This window comes from Escherichia sp. MOD1-EC7003 (assembly GCF_002965065.1).
Lineage (GTDB): Bacteria > Pseudomonadota > Gammaproteobacteria > Enterobacterales > Enterobacteriaceae > Escherichia.
The window spans coordinates 1-19,108 of sequence record NZ_PTRE01000079.1 but is presented as its reverse complement, the minus strand read 5'-3'; the positions used below and the strand labels follow the sequence as shown (position 1 = coordinate 19,108).

General features: G+C 50.7%; 17 protein-coding genes. 10 read left to right on the top strand and 7 right to left on the bottom strand.

Annotated features, from left to right (window positions below; genetic code table 11):
• Nucleotides 1–16: 16 nt before the first annotated feature.
• Genes sirB1 through hemA form a run of 5 tightly spaced genes read right to left on the bottom strand, consistent with a single transcriptional unit; the run spans nucleotide 17 to nucleotide 4,431 of the window.
• Nucleotides 17–826 carry an invasion regulator SirB1 gene (gene sirB1, locus A7090_RS14795; protein ID WP_105274594.1) on the bottom strand — a complete coding sequence of 270 codons (810 nt, stop codon included), beginning with the start codon at nucleotides 824–826 and terminating at the stop codon, nucleotides 17–19.
• Nucleotides 827–829: 3 nt separating this feature from the next.
• Nucleotides 830–1,222, bottom strand: a complete 393-nt coding sequence (gene sirB2, locus A7090_RS14790) for an invasion regulator SirB2 (RefSeq protein ID WP_105274593.1) — start codon at nucleotides 1,220–1,222, stop codon at nucleotides 830–832.
• Complete coding sequence (gene prmC / locus A7090_RS14785; RefSeq protein WP_105274592.1) at nucleotides 1,219–2,052, bottom strand: peptide chain release factor N(5)-glutamine methyltransferase; 834 nt, start codon at nucleotides 2,050–2,052, stop codon at nucleotides 1,219–1,221. The genes sirB2 and prmC overlap by 4 nt, the downstream gene beginning before the upstream one ends.
• Nucleotides 2,052–3,134 (bottom strand): peptide chain release factor 1, encoded by a 1,083-nt coding sequence (prfA, locus tag A7090_RS14780; protein ID WP_105274591.1) that lies wholly within the window; start codon nucleotides 3,132–3,134, stop codon nucleotides 2,052–2,054. Before prfA ends, prmC begins: the two co-directional genes overlap by 1 nt.
• A 40-nt stretch (nucleotides 3,135–3,174) precedes the next feature.
• Nucleotides 3,175–4,431 carry a glutamyl-tRNA reductase gene (gene hemA, locus A7090_RS14775; protein ID WP_105274590.1) on the bottom strand — a complete coding sequence of 419 codons (1,257 nt, stop codon included), beginning with the start codon at nucleotides 4,429–4,431 and terminating at the stop codon, nucleotides 3,175–3,177.
• Between the two features lie 213 nt (nucleotides 4,432–4,644).
• Here hemA and lolB point away from each other — a divergent pair, with 213 nt between their 5' ends.
• From lolB to dauA, 4 genes are all read left to right on the top strand, one after another.
• Entirely contained in the window at nucleotides 4,645–5,268 is a 624-nt protein-coding gene (gene lolB / locus A7090_RS14770) for a lipoprotein insertase outer membrane protein LolB (protein WP_105274589.1), read from the top strand.
• A complete protein-coding gene (gene ispE, locus A7090_RS14765) occupies nucleotides 5,268–6,119 on the top strand; it encodes a 4-(cytidine 5'-diphospho)-2-C-methyl-D-erythritol kinase (RefSeq protein WP_105274588.1) in 852 nt (283 codons plus the stop codon). Before lolB ends, ispE begins: the two co-directional genes overlap by 1 nt.
• Nucleotides 6,120–6,269: 150 nt before the next feature.
• On the top strand, nucleotides 6,270–7,217 hold the full coding sequence (prs, locus tag A7090_RS14755) for a ribose-phosphate diphosphokinase (protein WP_001298109.1): 948 nt from the start codon (nucleotides 6,270–6,272) through the stop codon (nucleotides 7,215–7,217).
• Nucleotides 7,218–7,341: 124 nt separating this feature from the next.
• Entirely contained in the window at nucleotides 7,342–9,021 is a 1,680-nt protein-coding gene (dauA, locus tag A7090_RS14745; protein ID WP_105274587.1) for a C4-dicarboxylic acid transporter DauA, read from the top strand.
• Nucleotides 9,022–9,075: 54 nt separating this feature from the next.
• Here the strand turns inward: dauA and ychH are convergent, their stop codons facing one another.
• Entirely contained in the window at nucleotides 9,076–9,354 is a 279-nt protein-coding gene (gene ychH / locus A7090_RS14740) for a stress-induced protein YchH (protein WP_105274586.1), read from the bottom strand.
• A 277-nt stretch (nucleotides 9,355–9,631) separates the two neighbouring features.
• On the opposite strand from ychH, the gene pth reads away from it, so the two are divergent.
• Nucleotides 9,632–10,216 carry an aminoacyl-tRNA hydrolase gene (pth, locus tag A7090_RS14735; protein WP_105274585.1) on the top strand — a complete coding sequence of 195 codons (585 nt, stop codon included), beginning with the start codon at nucleotides 9,632–9,634 and terminating at the stop codon, nucleotides 10,214–10,216.
• Nucleotides 10,217–10,332: 116 nt separating this feature from the next.
• Nucleotides 10,333–11,424, top strand: a complete 1,092-nt coding sequence (ychF, locus tag A7090_RS14730) for a redox-regulated ATPase YchF (RefSeq protein ID WP_105274584.1) — start codon at nucleotides 10,333–10,335, stop codon at nucleotides 11,422–11,424.
• Between the two features lie 98 nt (nucleotides 11,425–11,522).
• Here ychF and dhaR read toward each other — a convergent pair whose 3' ends face one another.
• The gene (dhaR, locus tag A7090_RS14725; protein ID WP_105274583.1) at nucleotides 11,523–13,442 is read right to left on the bottom strand and encodes a dihydroxyacetone kinase operon transcriptional regulator DhaR; all 1,920 of its coding nucleotides are present in this window, start codon (nucleotides 13,440–13,442) and stop codon (nucleotides 11,523–11,525) included.
• A gap of 227 nt (nucleotides 13,443–13,669) precedes the next feature.
• Here dhaR and dhaK point away from each other — a divergent pair, with 227 nt between their 5' ends.
• The 4 genes from dhaK to treA all read left to right on the top strand — a co-directional run bounded on the left by dhaK (nucleotide 13,670) and on the right by treA (nucleotide 18,873).
• A complete protein-coding gene (dhaK, locus tag A7090_RS14720) occupies nucleotides 13,670–14,740 on the top strand; it encodes a dihydroxyacetone kinase subunit DhaK (protein WP_105274582.1) in 1,071 nt (356 codons plus the stop codon).
• Nucleotides 14,741–14,750: 10 nt separating this feature from the next.
• On the top strand, nucleotides 14,751–15,383 hold the full coding sequence (dhaL, locus tag A7090_RS14715) for a dihydroxyacetone kinase subunit DhaL (protein ID WP_105274581.1): 633 nt from the start codon (nucleotides 14,751–14,753) through the stop codon (nucleotides 15,381–15,383).
• A gap of 10 nt (nucleotides 15,384–15,393) precedes the next feature.
• On the top strand, nucleotides 15,394–16,812 hold the full coding sequence (gene dhaM / locus A7090_RS14710; protein WP_105274580.1) for a dihydroxyacetone kinase phosphoryl donor subunit DhaM: 1,419 nt from the start codon (nucleotides 15,394–15,396) through the stop codon (nucleotides 16,810–16,812).
• Nucleotides 16,813–17,175: 363 nt separating this feature from the next.
• Entirely contained in the window at nucleotides 17,176–18,873 is a 1,698-nt protein-coding gene (gene treA, locus A7090_RS14700; protein ID WP_105274579.1) for an alpha,alpha-trehalase, read from the top strand.
• Nucleotides 18,874–19,108: the final 235 nt, after the last annotated feature.

Here is a 19,108-nt window from a genome sequence, read left to right as displayed (position 1 = left end):
GTAAAATGTCGATTAATTAATGCAGCACAATATGTTTATGCGCGATGTTATTTATTTGCGCACGTATCATTTCGCTGATCGGGTCTTCCGGACACTGTTCAACGAAATAACTTAAATCGTTCAACGCAACGTGTTCACAATCCAGTTGCGCATAAATCAACCCGCGATCGCGAATTTCATAGGGATCTTCCGGGTTAAATTGTAATAAAGCTTCGCTGGTGCGTAACGCCAGCTCCATCTGATTTTCTTCCATCAACGAGGCTTTGAGTGTATCCAGCAATTTGCGGATTACCTCAATGTTATCAGCTTCATCAAGGTCTTCATAAAACAGTTCCGCAGACGGGCCGATATTTCCCTTTAACCATACGTCCAGCATATGTTCGCTTAACGATTCACCGTTAAAAGGGTTAATCAGCCAAATTTCGCCATCCGGACATTCAATGCGCAATATCAGCTGCGTCGGGAAAATGACCGGCAGCAGCGGCAAATCGAGACGATTCGCGACCCATAATAAAACGGCACCTAACGATACCGCACTGCCCTGCCGATTCTTTAACACCTGATCCAGCCATAATGCATCGGAAAGACGATAAACACCGCGTGAGGCTTTAAATCCCCAGTCGCCGTAAAACAGCGCGAGCAGTTTTTCCAACTGCTCTTCTAAAGGCAGAAGCTGGCTGATTTCTTCCTTCGCCAGACTAACGGGACGCTCCAGTTCGTCGTAAACATCTTGCGAGGGAAAATCGTGGCGGATTGCTTCGCAAGCCAGGATCATGCCTTCGCACAATGGCGCTTTATTAAATTCGAAATCAGCTAACGATCTCATGACTTACCCCAGTAACGGTACTTTTGTGGTGGCGAGTTTAATGATGATGTACAGCACCACCAACGCCAGCGGGAGGGCAACAATGCGCGCCTGCTGACTGTGCATACGACGGTAATCGAGTGCAATAAAACCCAAAACGATATAAATGATAACTCCAAACAGCTTTTCAGTCAGCCATTCAGCCTGCCCGGAAAATGGCAGGATGTGCGCTTTAGCCATCAACGCAATACCGCTTAACAATAACATCGTATCGACAACCGGCGGCACAATGCGCGTCCAGCGAGCAAATGCCTGTGGATACTTCTGATAACGTAGCCAGAAACGTAAGGTTAATAGTCCAACAGAAAGCGCGATGCTAATGAGATGAACGCTAAGCAGCGTAGAAAAACTTGTCATTGATAATAGCGGCCAAGCGTTATGCGCTCGTTATCACCATAGTCCCGACAGGTTTCAACTTCATGATATCCCGCGTGGATAAATGCCTGTCGCACCGCTTCGCCCTGCTGCCAGCCATGTTCCAGAAGCAGAAAGCCGCCGGATACCAGCACGTTACGCGACTGTTCGATGATATACACGATGTCTGCCATTCCACTGTCTGCCGCAACCAGCGCAGTCAGCGGCTCAAAGCGAACATCGCCTTGTTGAAGATGTGGGTCCTGCTCGTCAATATACGGTGGATTACTGACAATCATTGCAAACTGCTGCCCGGCAAGCGCGCTAAACCAGTCGCTTTGCAGAATGTGGATATTTTTGATCGCCAGATGCCGGGCATTGCGCTTCGCAAGTTCGACAGCATCGGGAATGCGGTCAACCGCCGTAACCTCACAATCCGGGCGTTCGCTGGCCAGCGCCAGAGCGATTGCTCCGGTGCCCGTCCCGAGATCGAGAATGCGACAAGGTTGTTCAGGTAACCTTGCCAGTGTCTGTTCCACCAGACATTCCGTATCCGGGCGCGGAATTAAGGTCGCTGGCGAAACAAATAACGGCAACGACCAGAATTCTCGCACTCCAGTTAAATGAGCAATGGGTTCACCATCGCGACGACGCGTCAGTAGCACATCAAGTTGCTGACATTGTTCGTCAGTCAGCTGCGTTTCGCCAAAGGCGAGAATAAAAGTACGCCCTTTGCCGGTAACATGCCCCAGCAGGATTTCAGCATCCCGCCGTGGGCTTTCGCTCGCCTGAAGCTGGCTTATTGCTTCACGTAACCAGTGTTGATATTCCATTATTCCTGCTCGGACAACGCCGCCAGTTGGTCGGCCTGATGTTCCTGGATAATCGGTTCAATCAGCATATCCAGCTTACCTTCCATCACTTCATCCAGACGGTAGAGCGTCAGGTTGATGCGGTGATCGGTAACACGCCCCTGCGGGAAGTTGTAAGTACGGTTACGGTCGCTGCGATCGCCGCTCCCCAGCAGGTTACGACGGGTAGACGCTTCGGCCTGTTGACGTTTTGCCATTTCTGCAGCGTGGATGCGAGCACCGAGCACTGAAAGCGCCTTCGCTTTGTTTTTATGCTGCGAACGTTCGTCCTGGCACTCAACAACAATACCGGTCGGCAAGTGAGTAATACGGATTGCCGAATCGGTGGTGTTAACGTGCTGGCCACCCGCCCCTGAAGAGCGGAAAGTATCAATACGCAAATCTGCCGGGTTGATGTCCGGCAGTTCTGCGTCAGGCAGTTCTGGCATTACCGCAACGGTACAAGCAGAAGTATGAATACGACCTTGTGATTCCGTGGCAGGAACACGCTGCACGCGATGACCGCCAGATTCAAATTTCAAACGACCATACACGCCATCACCGCTAATTTTTGCGATGATTTCTTTATAACCGCCATGTTCACCTTCGCTGGCGCTCATGATTTCTACACGCCAGCGGCGACCTTCGGCGTAACGACTGTACATACGGAACAGATCGCCAGCGAACAGCGCCGCTTCGTCGCCGCCGGTTCCGGCACGGACTTCGAGGAAGGCGTTACGTTCGTCATCAGGATCTTTGGGTAGTAACAGAACCTGTAATTGTTGTTCCAGTTGTTCGCTTTTTTCTTTCGCTTCGCGCAGTTCATCCTGCGCCATCTCACGCATTTCAGGATCGTCGAGCATCATCTGTGCGGTTTCGATATCTTCCTGAACCTGTTGCCAGTCGGTAAAACAGCGCGAAACATCACTTAACTGCGCATATTCGCGTGATAATGCACGAAAACGTTCCTGGTCGGCGATAGTTTGCGCGTCACCCAGCAGAGCCTGAACTTCTTCATGGCGGTCATGCAGGGCTTCCAGTTTGGCAACGATAGAAGGCTTCATAGGCGTAAATGCACCCTGTAAAAAAGAAAATGATGTACTGCTACTCCAGCCCGAGGCTGTCGCGCAGAATATTCAGGCGTTCGTTATCCCCGTCACGGGCAGCCTGTTGAAGTGATTTCGTTGGCGCATGGATCAGGCGGTTAGTCAGTTTCCATGCCAGATCCTGCATAATGGCTTGCGCGTCGCCGCCCTGCTCAAGAGCCGCTAACGCTTTGGCAGTTAACTCATCGCGAACGTGCTCTGCCTGGCTGCGATACTCGCGAATGGTTTCGCTGGCGCTTTGCGCGCGCAGCCACGCCATAAATTCGCTGGTTTCCTGAGCAACAATCGTTTCAGCTTCCACAGCTGCAGCTTTACGCTGCGCCAGGTTATGCGAGATGATGCTTTGCAGATCATCAACGCTATAAAGATAAGCATTCGCCAGTTTGCCAACTTCCGGCTCAACATCGCGCGGAACGGCAATATCCACCAACAGCATTGGTTGGTTGCGACGGCTTTTTAATGCGCGTTCCACCATGCCTTTACCGATAATCGGTAACGGGCTGGCGGTGGAACTGATGATGATATCGGCTTCGCGCAGCCGTTCGTCAATATCGCTCAGGGCAATCACTTCAGCGCCGACTTCATCGGCCAGAATTTGAGCACGTTCACGAGTACGGTTGGCGATAATCATCTTCTGTACTTTGTGTTCGCGCAGATGACGCGCTACCAGCTCGATGGTTTCGCCCGCGCCAACCAGCAGAACCGTCACCGTAGAGAGCGATTCAAAGATCTGCCGCGCCAGCGTACAAGCCGCAAAAGCGACAGACACAGCACTGGTGCCGATATCTGTTTCAGTGCGAACGCGTTTCGCTACAGAGAAAGATTTCTGAAACATGCGTTCCAGTTCGCTGGCCTTCATATGACCTTTTTGCGAATCGGCAAACGCTTTTTTAACCTGACCGAGGATCTGCGGCTCCCCCAGAACCAGTGAATCCAGGCCGCTGGCAACACGCATTAAATGGCTAACCGCGTCGTTATCCTGATGCCAGTAGAGGCTTTTACGCAGATCTTCTTCATTAAGATTGTGATAATCGCAAAGCCAGCGGATTAACGCCTCTTGCAGGTTAGCCTGCTCTTCAACACTAAGATAAAGTTCCGTGCGGTTACACGTCGACAACACCACACCACCCTGCACCATCGGCTGCGCAAGCAGGCTGTCAAGCGCCTGATCGAGCTTATCCGGCGAAAACGATACACGCTCTCGCAGCGATACAGGTGCCGTTTTATGGTTGATACCGAGTGCTAAAAGGGTCATGTCTGCGGGAAATAATACCAACGTTGATAAGGTTAGTCTGCTCGCATCATACAGGATGCGGGAGATCAATAAAAGAGAGCGCCCCCTTTTGGAGTAATTGTCAAAAGCCGTTAGATTCTGGCAATTAAGACAACGTGAACATAGACGATTGCGGACGGTAACGCTACCATTAAAGGTTATAACTGCAACGCATCTCAAGGACTTGTCATCACTATGCCCCTGCCCGATCTTCGTCTTATCCACCTGCTACCGCTGGCTGCTCTTATGCTCACTGCCTGTTCCGTTACCACGCCCAAAGGTCCTGGCAAAAGCCCGGATTCACCACAATGGCGTCAGCATCAGCAAGACGTGCGCAATCTCAATCAGTATCAGACTCGCGGTGCGTTCGCTTATATTTCTGACCAACAAAAAGTGTACGCCCGCTTTTTCTGGCAGCAAACCGGCCAGGACAGTTACCGCCTGCTGCTGACTAACCCATTGGGCAGCACCGAACTGGAGCTGAATGCTCAGCCGGGTAACGTGCAGTTAGTCGACAATAAAGGTCAGCGTTATACCGCCGATGACGCCGAAGAGATGATTGGCAAATTGACCGGAATGCCGATTCCACTCAACAGCTTGCGCCAGTGGATTTTAGGTTTACCGGGTGATGCAACCGACTACAAACTGGACGATCAATATCGCCTGAGCGAAATCTCCTACAGCCAGAATGGCAAAAACTGGAAAGTTGTTTACGGTAGTTATGACACCAAAACGCAACCTGCGATGCCAGCCAATATGGAACTCACCGACGGTGGTCAGCGCATCAAGTTAAAAATGGATAACTGGATAGTAAAATAATGCGGACACAGTGGCCCTCTCCGGCAAAACTTAATCTGTTTTTATACATTACCGGTCAGCGTGAGGATGGTTACCACACGCTGCAAACACTGTTTCAGTTTCTTGATTACGGCGACACCATCAGCATTGAGCTTCGTGACGACGGAGATATTCGGCTGTTAACCCCAGTTGAAGGCGTGGAACATGAAGATAACCTGATCGTTCGCGCCGCTCGGTTGCTGATGAAAACAGCAGCCACCCGCGGGCGACTTCCGACCAGAAGCGGTGCGAATATCAGCATTGACAAGCGTTTGCCAATGGGCGGCGGTCTGGGTGGAGGCTCGTCCAACGCAGCAACTGTGCTGGTGGCGTTAAATCATCTTTGGCAATGCGAACTAAGCATTGATGAACTGGCAGAAATAGGTTTGACGCTGGGTGCAGATGTTCCTGTCTTTGTACGGGGTCATGCCGCTTTTGCCGAAGGCGTTGGTGAAATATTAACGCCGGCGAATCCACCAGAGAAATGGTATCTGGTGGCGCACCCTGGTGTAAGTATTCCGACTCCGGTGATTTTTAAAGATCCTGAACTCCCGCGCAATACGCCAAAAAGGTCAATAAAAACGTTGCTAAAATGTGAATTCAGCAATGATTGCGAGGTTATCGCAAGAAAACGTTTTCGCGAGGTTGATGCGGTGCTTTCCTGGCTGTTAGAATACGCCCCGTCGCGCCTGACTGGGACAGGGGCCTGTGTCTTTGCTGAATTTGATACAGAGTCTGAAGCCCGCCAGGTGCTAGAGCAAGCCCCGGAATGGCTCAATGGCTTTGTGGCGAAAGGTGTCAATCTTTCCCCATTGCACAGAGCCATGCTTTAAGCCGGGCAAGCTGAGTTTCGGTGACAACGTCACCTTGTTCCAGACGTTGCATCGCGCTCTTTAATACACCGCCTGGAAAGAATCATGCCTGGCCCGCACAGTTTTCGGCAGATTCTTTCCACCAATGGACGCATGCCTGAGGTTCTTCTCGTGCCTGATATGAAGCTTTTTGCTGGTAACGCCACCCCGGAACTAGCACAACGTATTGCCAACCGTCTGTACACTTCACTCGGCGACGCCGCTGTAGGTCGCTTTAGCGATGGCGAAGTCAGCGTACAAATTAATGAAAATGTACGCGGTGGTGATATTTTCATCATCCAGTCCACTTGTGCCCCTACTAACGACAACCTGATGGAATTGGTCGTTATGGTTGATGCCCTGCGTCGTGCTTCCGCAGGTCGTATCACCGCTGTTATCCCCTACTTTGGCTATGCGCGCCAGGACCGTCGCGTCCGTTCCGCTCGTGTACCAATCACTGCAAAAGTGGTTGCAGATTTCCTCTCCAGCGTCGGTGTTGACCGTGTGCTGACGGTGGATCTGCACGCTGAACAGATTCAGGGGTTCTTCGACGTTCCGGTTGATAACGTATTTGGTAGCCCGATCCTGCTGGAAGACATGCTGCAGCTGAATCTGGATAACCCAATTGTGGTTTCTCCAGACATCGGCGGCGTTGTGCGTGCCCGCGCTATCGCTAAGCTACTGAACGATACCGATATGGCAATCATCGACAAACGTCGTCCGCGTGCGAACGTTTCCCAGGTGATGCATATCATCGGTGACGTTGCAGGTCGTGACTGCGTACTGGTCGATGATATGATCGACACTGGCGGTACGCTGTGTAAAGCTGCTGAAGCGCTGAAAGAACGTGGTGCTAAACGTGTATTTGCGTACGCGACTCACCCGATCTTCTCTGGCAACGCGGCGAACAACCTGCGTAACTCTGTAATTGATGAAGTCGTTGTCTGCGATACCATTCCGCTGAGCGATGAAATCAAATCACTGCCGAACGTGCGTACTCTGACCCTGTCAGGTATGCTGGCCGAAGCGATTCGTCGTATCAGCAACGAAGAATCGATCTCTGCCATGTTCGAACATTAATCGAACCCGGCTCAAAGACCCGCTGCGGCGGGTTTTTTTGTCTGTAATATCCATTTGTATGACCTATGCCTCCTTCACCTGCCATTTAGTTGACAGATGATGCGCTCACGGATGAAACATTATTGTGAACAAAATATTTTCCTCACATGTGATGCCTTTCCGCGCTCTGATCGACGCTTGCTGGAAAGAAAAATATACTGCCGCACGGTTTACCCGTGACCTGATTGCCGGGATAACCGTCGGGATTATCGCTATCCCGCTGGCAATGGCGTTAGCTATTGGTAGTGGTGTGGCGCCACAGTACGGTTTATATACCGCCGCTGTTGCAGGGATTGTCATTGCTCTGACGGGGGGATCGCGTTTTAGCGTTTCCGGTCCGACTGCGGCATTTGTGGTAATTCTCTATCCCGTCTCGCAACAGTTTGGGCTGGCAGGGCTGCTGGTTGCGACGTTGCTGTCGGGGATCTTTTTGATCCTGATGGGGCTGGCACGCTTTGGTCGCCTGATTGAGTATATTCCGGTTTCCGTTACCTTAGGATTCACCTCAGGTATTGGGATCACCATCGGTACTATGCAGATTAAAGACTTTCTCGGTCTGCAAATGGCCCATGTCCCGGAACATTATCTACAAAAAGTCGGCGCATTATTTATGGCGCTGCCGACCATTAACGTAGGCGATGCCGCAATTGGTATCGTGACGCTTGGTATTCTGATTTTCTGGCCTCGTTTGGGTATTCGTTTACCCGGCCACCTTCCGGCCTTGCTGGCAGGTTGTGCAGTGATGGGGATTGTTAACCTGCTCGGTGGACATGTTGCTACCATCGGTTCGCAATTCCACTACGTCCTGGCCGATGGTTCTCAGGGTAACGGTATTCCACAACTGCTGCCGCAACTGGTACTGCCGTGGGACCTGCCTAATTCAGAATTCACGCTAACCTGGGATTCTATTCGCACCCTGCTTCCTGCGGCATTCTCAATGGCAATGCTTGGCGCAATCGAATCTTTGCTTTGCGCCGTGGTACTGGATGGTATGACCGGGACTAAACACAAAGCAAACAGCGAACTGGTTGGACAGGGACTGGGGAATATTATCGCTCCGTTCTTTGGGGGGATCACCGCTACAGCTGCCATCGCGCGTTCTGCCGCTAACGTCCGTGCCGGGGCAACGTCCCCTATCTCGGCGGTGATCCACTCTATTCTGGTTATTCTTGCCCTACTGGTACTGGCACCGCTGCTCTCCTGGCTGCCGCTTTCTGCCATGGCAGCCCTGCTGTTGATGGTGGCATGGAACATGAGTGAAGCGCACAAAGTGGTCGACTTACTGCGTCATGCGCCGAAAGATGACATCATCGTCATGCTGCTGTGTATGTCGCTGACCGTGCTGTTTGATATGGTTATTGCTATCAGCGTGGGGATCGTGCTGGCATCGCTGCTGTTTATGCGTCGTATTGCGCGCATGACTCGCCTGGCGCCGGTAGTCGCAGACGTTCCAGGCGATGTCCTGGTTCTACGCGTTATTGGCCCGCTGTTTTTTGCTGCCGCAGAAGGCTTGTTCACGGACCTCGAGTCACGCATTGAAGGCAAACGGATTGTTATTCTCAAGTGGGATGCCGTTCCGGTACTGGATGCTGGTGGTCTTGATGCGTTCCAGCGCTTTGTGAAGCGTCTCCCCGAAGGATGTGAACTGCGCGTGTGCAACGTGGAATTCCAGCCACTGCGCACTATGGCTCGCGCAGGCATTCAACCGATCCCGGGACGCCTTGCGTTCTTCCCGAATCGTCGCGCGGCGATGGCAGATTTATAAGTACAAAATTGACCAGTCAGCGCAAACTGACTGGTCAGCAAACTGCATTATTTGTTAGCTATGACGGCGATTATCGCTACGGCGGCAACGTTTGTCATAGTGGCGAACCCACCAGTAACGGTCGCACACCTGTTCATGCCCGCCAACACGAGCACCCGCCAGCCAGAGAATGGCCCCGACGAAAATACTTAGCACTGCACCATGTGCGAAATACTGGGGCATAGAAAACTGTGGTAACTGGTTGAGGATTGAATACCCCACACCGACCACCATCACCACCAGACCCAACCCCATAAGCACGTTACCGAGTAACGAAGCGTTTTTGCGTTTCATATGTCACCTCCGGAACTTTCTGGGTTGTAACAGGGAATCCCCCTCTTCCTTATGTGTAAAGTATAGACAACACCCTGTAGGTTATGTGCGGGCGTGCTCACAATTACAACCCTTATTTCAACAAAACTTTACAAATAAACGCCTGAACACCTTGACTATCTAATAGTCCATACAGGCAATTATTACGTTATCGGCGTTTGAGACGCTGTTTTTTGTCAAGCGGGGCCGCAACCAGTAAACTACGCGCCAGTTATGTACTCACTCAGGACAAAAAAACGTGACGATTAAATTGATTGTCGGCCTGGCGAACCCCGGCGCTGAATACGCCGCAACGCGACATAATGCTGGCGCCTGGTTCGTTGACTTATTGGCGGAGCGTTTACGCGCGCCCCTGCGCGAAGAGGCTAAATTCTTTGGTTATACCTCGCGAGTTACCCTCGCAAGCGAAGATGTCCGTCTGTTAGTCCCGACCACATTTATGAATCTCAGCGGCAAAGCCGTTGCGGCGATGGCCAGTTTTTTCCGTATTAATCCGGACGAAATTCTGGTGGCCCACGACGAACTGGATCTGCCTCCTGGCGTCGCCAAATTTAAGTTGGGCGGTGGCCATGGTGGTCACAATGGATTGAAAGACATCATCAGTAAATTGGGTAATAACCCTAACTTTCACCGTTTACGCATCGGAATCGGTCATCCGGGCGATAAAAATAAAGTTGTCGGTTTTGTGTTAGGCAAACCACCTGTTAGTGAACAGAAGTTAATTGATGAAGCCATCGACGAAGCGGCACGTTGTACTGAAATGTGGTTTACAGATGGCTTGACCAAAGCAACGAACCGATTGCACGCCTTTAAAGCACAATAAGTCGTTGTCTGCGGCATTTTTGCCGAGTGCCGTGTATAATAGGCAAAGTTATTTCCATTTCTGCAATCTGTTAGCAATAACAGGTTGATTATTAAGATATTAAGGTGATTTAAATCATGGGATTCAAATGCGGTATCGTCGGTTTGCCCAACGTCGGGAAATCTACCCTGTTCAACGCGCTGACCAAAGCCGGTATTGAAGCGGCCAATTTTCCATTCTGCACCATCGAGCCGAACACAGGCGTTGTTCCAATGCCTGACCCTCGCCTGGATCAACTGGCTGAAATCGTAAAACCGCAGCGTACGCTTCCCACGACCATGGAATTTGTCGATATCGCCGGTCTGGTAAAAGGTGCATCGAAAGGCGAAGGTCTGGGTAACCAGTTCCTGACCAACATCCGTGAAACCGAAGCGATCGGTCACGTTGTTCGCTGCTTTGAAAATGACAACATTATTCACGTTTCCGGTAAAGTTAACCCGGCAGACGATATTGAAGTTATCAACACCGAACTGGCGTTGGCAGACCTCGACACCTGCGAACGTGCGATTCATCGCGTACAGAAGAAAGCCAAAGGTGGCGATAAAGACGCAAAAGCCGAGCTGGCGGTACTGGAAAAATGCCTGCCACAACTGGAAAACGCAGGTATGCTGCGCGCGCTGGATTTAAGTGCTGAAGAGAAAGCGGCCATTCGTTACCTGAGTTTCCTGACGCTGAAACCAACAATGTACATCGCCAACGTCAACGAAGACGGTTTTGAAAACAACCCGTATCTTGACCAGGTGCGTGAAATTGCGGCGAAAGAAGGTTCTGTTGTGGTTCCGGTTTGTGCGGCTGTTGAAGCAGACATTGCCGAACTGGACGACGAAGAACGTGACGAGTTCATGCAAGAACTTGGGCTAGAAGAGCCAGGCCTGAACCGAGTGATCCGTGCTGGTTATAAACTGCTGAATCTGCAAACTTACTTCACCGCTGGGGTGAAAGAAGTGCGCGCATGGACCATTCCGGTTGGTGCAACCGCGCCGCAGGCAGCTGGTAAAATCCACACTGATTTTGAAAAAGGCTTTATCCGTGCACAAACCATCGCGTTTGAAGATTTCATCACTTACAAAGGTGAACAAGGTGCGAAAGAAGCCGGTAGAATGCGTGCAGAAGGTAAAGATTACATCGTTAAAGATGGCGATGTGATGAACTTCCTGTTCAACGTTTAATACGTTAAGCCCCGCAACGACCAGCATTTGCGTCTTAAAGCTGGCGCTAAAATAAGCCATTATGTAGCGTCACATAATGGCTTATTTGTTTCTGCCGATCAGCCCCGCCGCCTGAACTGACTCGCATCAATGCCATATTGCTTCATTTTTCTCCACAGTGTGGTGCGGCCAATCCCAAGTAAAGCTGACATTTCCTGCATACGACCGCCTGTGACCTGAGCTGCGTTAATAATTGCCTCTTTTTCAACTTCAGCAAATGACAGACTGGTGGAAAGGCGCGTAGCGCTCACATCATCTGTTGCCTGCTCGGTAAACAGATGTTCAGGTAAATCACTGACGCGAATGCGCCCGTTATCGCTACTCAGTGCAAGATTCTCGATGACGCTGTAAAGTTCAAAATCGTTGCCTGGCCATGCACAAGAAACCAGGCGAGCGAGGGCATCGTCATCAATTTTCAGACGCGTAGAGAAGCGTTTTTCAAGACTGCGTAATTTGTTATTCACCAGCGCCGGAATGCTGCCGCGCCGCATACGCAGAGGCGGGATGGTAATTTCAAACGCATGCAGCGCGTAATACAACTGGCGACTAAAACGATTTTGTTCCACCAGCATTGCCAGGTCCGCGGTCGTTGTGGCAATCACTTTGACATCAACCGGTATTAAACGCCGCGCATCCAATCGCGTGATAACACCCTGCTTGATAACCTGAAGCAAAGCAGACTGTAGCTCCACCGCCAGATATTCAATCTTTTCAAGAAATAGCGTGCCGCCGTGCGCCAGTTCCAGCCGACTCAGACGGCCATTTTCATTGTCCACGCGATCGCCGCCAATAAATTCTTCCACCAGCGCCGCATCACCATATAACTCACAATTGACGGCGATATAAGGACCTGCTGCACGCTCGCTTTCATTATGAATAGCCTCACTTAGCAATGCCTTGCCCACGCCCTCTTCTCCACAAAGCAGGACAGGAAAGCTACTGCGCGCTGCCTGGCGGCCAAAATGAATCAAGCGGCGGGTTTGCGGATCGTCCTGTGACATATGAGCGAAGGTATGGCTGACTTTTCCTAATTGACTGGTCATCAACTGCCGCATCTGTTCTACGGGATGGAGCAACAAAATAAAGCTGGTTCCCTGCGTTTCTATTATCGGTTTAAGGGTGACCACCGCATCAATAAACTGGTGCTGACTTTCAAAGGTTGCTTCTACGTGTTTGAGCGGATGTGCTTGTTTTATTGCTTGTTGCAATACGGCAGGTAACGTTAAGAGTTCAGTGATCGCCCTTCCCTGACTTGCCGTCGCGTCAAGGCGCAAGACCCGCGCCGCCTGGGCATTGATAAATTGCAAATTACCCTGCTCGTCCCAGCTAATGACGCCATCATCCATACTTTCTAACAGGGCATTAAGTTGATTTAAATGACGGTTAGTTTCAGCGAGCAGACTGTCCGTCAGCAGTAAATTTCCGACCTCGCGTGCGATTGCCAACGTCAACGGCAAATCAGCTGCGGTAGTTTGCTCAACCGGACACGCCAGCGCTATTGTTCCTGTCAATCGGCCCTTGCTGTCAAACAGCGGCGTTGCACAAAAGGCCCAGTTCCAGAGCGCCTGTTTGAAATGTTGATCGGACATCGTTTTCACGGCCTGACCAGAGATAGCAGCTAACGATAGCGCACAAGTACCAATAATTCCCTCGGCGCAATACGTACCGTCATTGAATCCCAGCGCCCCCAGTTGCTGCAACGTTTGCGGATCGCCATTACGGCTGAGAATACAGGCGGTTTCATCGAGAATAAGCAGCGCACACGCTCGCGGTGCCATATATTCCCACGCATCTTCCAGTGCCGCCTGCCCGAGCGTCAGCATCGCTTTCTTACGCCGATAAATAGAAGCAAATGTCATGCCCTGCGCCTGGTGCGGTACGCTCCATGTCTCCCGTTTCATCAGCTTATTGCATCGCTCCCAGGAGGCTGCAATTAAGGGAGAGATGACCCGATCATCGTTGTTAAAAGCGCCACTCATATCCCGCATCCTTTATGACAAAAGGTGTTCCGGCTCGCAATTTTTAGTATTAATACACGTAAAAGTTTCAATATGGAACATTCATTAAAGAATATGTTTCACTATGAAACATATTTTGGGCTAATTTTCTTTTCCCTTGCCTGATGCACAATGGATTCATCGGCAGTCAGTGGTCGCCGTGTCGTTGAACATCATCCATGCCCTACCATAATTGCTGGAGCAAAATAATGAAAAAATTGATCAATGATGTGCAAGACGTACTGAACGAACAACTGGCAGGACTCGCGAAAGCGCATCCATCGCTGACACTGCATCAGGACCCGGTGTATGTCACCCGAGCTGATGCCCCGGTTGCAGGAAAAGTCGCCCTGCTGTCGGGTGGCGGCAGCGGGCACGAGCCGATGCACTGCGGTTATATCGGTCAGGGGATGCTTTCGGGGGCCTGTCCGGGCGAAATTTTCACCTCACCGACGCCCGATAAAATCTTTGAATGCGCCATGCAAATTGATGGCGGCGAAGGTGTTCTGTTGATTATCAAAAATTACACCGGCGATATTCTTAACTTCGAAACAGCGACCGAGTTACTGCACGATAGCGGCGTAAAAGTGACCACTGTGGTCATTGATGACGACGTTGCAGTAAAAGACAGTCTTTATACCGCCGGGCGGCGCGGCGTTGCCAACACCGTATTAATTGAAAAACTCGTAGGCGCAGCAGCAGAGCGTGGCGACTCACTGGACGCCTGTGCGGAGCTGGGGCGTAAGTTGAATAATCAAGGCCACTCAATAGGTATCGCCCTCGGTGCCTGTACCGTTCCTGCCGCGGGCAAACCTTCTTTTACCCTGGCAGATAATGAGATGGAGTTTGGCGTCGGCATTCATGGTGAACCGGGTATTGACCGCCGCCCCTTCTCTTCCCTTGATCAAACCGTCGATGAAATGTTCAACACCCTGCTGGAAAATGGCTCATACCATCGCATTTTGCGTTTCTGGGATTATCAACAAGGCAGCTGGCAGGAAGAATCACAAACCAAACAACCACTCCAGTCTGGCGATCGGGTGATTGCGCTGGTTAACAATCTTGGCGCAACGCCGCTTTCTGAGCTGTACGGCGTCTATAACCGCCTGACCACACGTTGCCAGCAAGCGGGATTAACTATCGAGCGTAATTTAATTGGCGCGTACTGCACTTCACTGGATATGACCGGTTTCTCTATCACCTTACTGAAAGTTGATGACGAAACGCTGGCACTCTGGGACGCCCCGGTCCACACCCCGGCCCTTAACTGGGGTAAATAAGGAGATAACAATGTCACTGAGCAGAACTCAAATTGTTAACTGGCTCACTCGTTGTGGCGATATTTTCAGCACAGAGAGCGAGTATCTTACTGGACTGGATCGCGAAATTGGCGACGCTGACCATGGACTAAATATGAACCGTGGCTTTAGCAAGGTGGTAGAAAAACTACCAGCTATCGCAGATAAAGATATCGGTTTCATTCTCAAGAATACCGGCATGACGCTGCTTTCCAGCGTTGGTGGTGCCAGTGGTCCACTGTTCGGCACTTTTTTTATCCGCGCCGCACAGGCGACCCAGGCACGGCAAAGCCTGACGCTGGAAGAGCTTTATCTGATGTTCCGCGATGGTGCGGACGGCGTAATCAGTCGTGGGAAAGCCGAACCTGGCGATAAAACCATGTGTGATGTCTGGGTGCCGGTGGTGGAATCGTTACGTCAGTCCAGCGAGCAAAATCTCTCTGTTCCGGCAGCCCTCGAAGCTGCCAGTAGCGTCGCCGAATCCGCTGCACAAAGTACGATTACGATGCAAGCCCGCAAAGGCCGCGCCAGTTATCTCGGTGAACGCAGTATTGGTCACCAGGATCCCGGCGCGACCTCGGTGATGTTTATGATGCAAATGCTGGCGTTAGCCGCAAAAGAGTAAGGAACTGGTGATGGTAAACCTGGTCATAGTTTCACATAGCAGCCGACTGGGAGAAGGTGTCGGTGAATTAGCCCGTCAGATGTTAATGAGTGATAGTTGTAAAATCGCCATTGCCGCGGGAATTGACGATCCACAAAATCCCATTGGTACAGATGCCGTCAAAGTGATGGAGGCCATCAAGTCTGTGGCCGATGCCGACCATGTGCTGGTCATGATGGATATGGGTAGCGCATTATTGAGTGCTGAAACTGCGCTGGAATTGCTGGCTCCCGAGATCGCCACAAAAGTACGTTTGTGTGCTGCACCCTTGGTCGAAGGTACACTGGCAGCAACGGTCAGCGCGGCCTCAGGGGCAGATATCGACAAAGTTATCTATGACGCCATGCATGCGCTGGAAGCCAAACGTGAACAACTGGGTTTACCGTCCTCCGACACTGGAATCTCTAATACATGTTCACCGTACGATGAAGAAGCCCGTTCTCTGGCTATAGTAATTAAAAACCGCAACGGCCTTCACGTACGTCCGGCCTCCCGGTTGGTTTATACCTTATCGACATTTAATGCCGATATGTTGCTGGAGAAAAACGGCAAATGCGTCACACCGGAGAGTATTAACCAGATCGCGCTACTACAAGTTCGCTATAACGATACGCTGCGCCTGATTGCGAAAGGGCCAGAGGCTGAAGAGGCGCTGGTCGCTTTCCGTCAGCTGGCTGAAGACAACTTTGGTGAAACGGAGGAAATTGCTCCACTTACTCTGCGTCCCGTTCCTCCTGTTTCGGGTAAAGTTTTTTATTATCAACCGGTTTTATGTACGGTACAGGCAAAATCAACCCTGACCGTGGAAGAAGAACAAGAACGATTACGTCAGGCCATTGATTTCACGTTATTAGATCTGATGACGTTAACAGCGAAAGCTGAAGCCAGTGGGCTTGACGATATTGCCGCGATCTTTTCCGGTCACCATACACTGTTAGATGATCAGGAACTGCTGGCGGCGGCAAGCGAACTTCTTCAGCATGAACATTGCACGGCAGAATATGCCTGGCAGCACGTTCTTAAAGAACTTAGCCAGCAATACCAGCAACTGGATGATGAATATCTACAGGCTCGCTATATTGATGTGGACGATCTTCTGCATCGCACCCTGATCCACCTGACCCAAACGAAAGAAGAACTCCCGCAATTTAACTCGCCAACCATTTTACTAGCAGAGAACATTTATCCCTCCACTGTACTGCAACTGGATCCGGCGGTTGTAAAAGGTATCTGCCTTAGCGCCGGAAGTCCGGTATCCCACAGCGCCCTAATCGCCCGTGAATTGGGGATTGGCTGGATTTGCCAGCAAGGTGAGAAACTGTATGCGATACAACCTGAAGAAACGCTAACGCTGGACGTTAAAACGCAACGTTTCAGCCGTCAGAGTTAAACCTCCGTTAAGATGGCATCGTTCTGATGCCATCCGGCAATTTACTTAGCTATAAATTTGCTCCGAGAAACACGTTTACCGGTGCAATTCTGCACGGATGTTTTTTAACTGCCTGTAATATTTTTCACCAAATTATGATGATTTTTTCTTCGCTAATCGCGAACCTAACGTCGCTGACTGGCTAAGAAACAGATGTTATTTGATCACTCTATTTCGCCGTGATTTATCCCTTTAATTCCCTTTTCTAAAATGCCTGACAGTTCGCAGAATGAGATTTCGATCATGCAGTTAGTGCGATCCTGAACTAAGGTTTTCTGATACTTGAATACCGTTTTATTCGGTTTCGCTAAAGGAGAATGATTGATGAAAGCCCCCGCCCCTTCTCGCCCGCAAAAAATGGCGTCAATTCCAGCCTGCGTTTTGTTGTGTTTCGCTGCGCTATCGGTGCAGGCAGAAGAAACACCAGTAACGCCACAGCCGCCTGATATTTTGTTAGGGCCGCTGTTTAATGATGTGCAAAACGCCAAACTTTTTCCGGACCAAAAAACCTTTGCCGATGCCGTACCGAACAGCGATCCACTGATGATCCTTGCTGATTATCGGATGCAGCAAAATCAGAGCGGTTTTGATCTGCGCCATTTCGTTGACGTCAATTTCACCCTGCCGAAAGAGGGAGAGAAATATGTTCCACCAGAAGGGCAGTCGCTGCGCGAACATATTGACGGACTTTGGCCAGTATTAACGCGTTCTACCGAAAACACCGAAAAATGGGATTCTCTGTTGCCGCTGCCAGAACCTTATGTCGTGCCGGGTGGACGTTTTCGCGAGGTATATTACTGGGACAGTTACTTCACCATGTCAGGACTTGCCGAAAGCGGTCACTGGGATAAAGTCGCGGATATGGTGACCAATTTTGCTCATGAAATAGACACCTACGGTCATATTCCCAACGGCAACCGCAGTTACTATTTAAGTCGCTCACAACCCCCTTTCTTTGCCCTGATGGTAGAGTTACTGGCGCAGCATGAAGGCGATGCCGCGTTGAAGCAATACCTGCCGCAAATGCAAAAAGAATATGCTTACTGGATGGACGGTGTTGAAAACCTGCAAGCCGGACAACAGGAAAAACGCGTTGTAAAACTTCAGGATGGAACCCTTCTCAACCGCTACTGGGACGATCGCGATACGCCACGACCGGAGGCATGGGTGGAAGATATTGCCACAGCCAAAAGCAATCCGAACCGGCCTGCCACTGAAATTTACCGCGACCTGCGCTCTGCCGCTGCTTCTGGCTGGGATTTCAGTTCGCGCTGGATGGACAATCCGCAGCAGTTAAATACCTTACGCACCACCAGCATCGTACCGGTCGATCTGAACAGCCTGATGTTTAAAATGGAAAAAATCCTCGCCCGCGCCAGCAAAGCTGCCGGAGATAACGCGATGGCAAACCAGTACGATACGCTGGCGAATGCCCGTCAAAAAGGGATCGAAAAATACCTGTGGAACGATCAACAAGGCTGGTATGCCGATTACGACCTGAAAAGTCATAAAGTGCGCAATCAGTTAACCGCAGCCGCCCTGTTCCCGCTGTACGTCAATGTGGCAGCGAAAGATCGCGCCAGCAAAATGGCGACGGCGACGAAAACACATCTGCTGCAACCAGGCGGCCTGAACACCACATCGGTGAAAAGTGGTCAACAATGGGATGCGCCAAATGGTTGGGCACCGTTGCAGTGGGTCGCGACAGAAGGATTACAAAACTACGGGCAAAAAGAGGTGGCGATGGACATTAGCTGGCACTTCCTGACCAATGTTCAGCACACCTATGACCGGGAGAAAAAGCTGGTGGAGAAATATGATGTCAGCACCACCGGAACGGGGGGCGGCGGTGGCGAATATCCATTGCAGGATGGCTTTGGCTGGACCAATGGCGTCACGCTGAAAATGCTGGATTTGATCTGCCCGAAAGAGCAACCGTGTGACAATGTTCCGGCGACGCGTCCACTCAGCGAATCAACAACACAGCCGGTAAAACAAAAAGAGGTGGAACCTACGCCTTAACTTTGCTGTACATCGGGCAATGCCATTACGTGCATAAAATTGGCATTGCTCTTTTTTCGCCACGAAATACCAAACACCACTCATTATACGGTCTATGTCTTTATTTTCTTTTATCAGAAACTATTTTAATTTTGTTTTATCAATTTGTTAATTATTACGCTTCTATAGTCTAAATAATTCGAGTTGCAGGAAGGCGGCAAGCGAGTGAATCCCCAGGAGCTTGCATGAGTAAGTA

Coding starts and splice junctions, on each gene's coding strand:
- sirB1 (WP_105274594.1), bottom strand. CDS start 826: ATGAGATCGTTAGCTGATTTCGAATTTAATAAAGCGCCATTGTGCGAA.
- sirB2 (WP_105274593.1), bottom strand. CDS start 1,222: ATGACAAGTTTTTCTACGCTGCTTAGCGTTCATCTCATTAGCATCGCG.
- prmC (WP_105274592.1), bottom strand. CDS start 2,052: ATGGAATATCAACACTGGTTACGTGAAGCAATAAGCCAGCTTCAGGCG.
- prfA (WP_105274591.1), bottom strand. CDS start 3,134: ATGAAGCCTTCTATCGTTGCCAAACTGGAAGCCCTGCATGACCGCCAT.
- hemA (WP_105274590.1), bottom strand. CDS start 4,431: ATGACCCTTTTAGCACTCGGTATCAACCATAAAACGGCACCTGTATCG.
- lolB (WP_105274589.1), top strand. CDS start 4,645: ATGCCCCTGCCCGATCTTCGTCTTATCCACCTGCTACCGCTGGCTGCT.
- ispE (WP_105274588.1), top strand. CDS start 5,268: ATGCGGACACAGTGGCCCTCTCCGGCAAAACTTAATCTGTTTTTATAC.
- ychH (WP_105274586.1), bottom strand. CDS start 9,354: ATGAAACGCAAAAACGCTTCGTTACTCGGTAACGTGCTTATGGGGTTG.
- ychF (WP_105274584.1), top strand. CDS start 10,333: ATGGGATTCAAATGCGGTATCGTCGGTTTGCCCAACGTCGGGAAATCT.
- dhaR (WP_105274583.1), bottom strand. CDS start 13,442: ATGAGTGGCGCTTTTAACAACGATGATCGGGTCATCTCTCCCTTAATT.
- dhaK (WP_105274582.1), top strand. CDS start 13,670: ATGAAAAAATTGATCAATGATGTGCAAGACGTACTGAACGAACAACTG.
- dhaL (WP_105274581.1), top strand. CDS start 14,751: ATGTCACTGAGCAGAACTCAAATTGTTAACTGGCTCACTCGTTGTGGC.
- dhaM (WP_105274580.1), top strand. CDS start 15,394: ATGGTAAACCTGGTCATAGTTTCACATAGCAGCCGACTGGGAGAAGGT.
- treA (WP_105274579.1), top strand. CDS start 17,176: ATGAAAGCCCCCGCCCCTTCTCGCCCGCAAAAAATGGCGTCAATTCCA.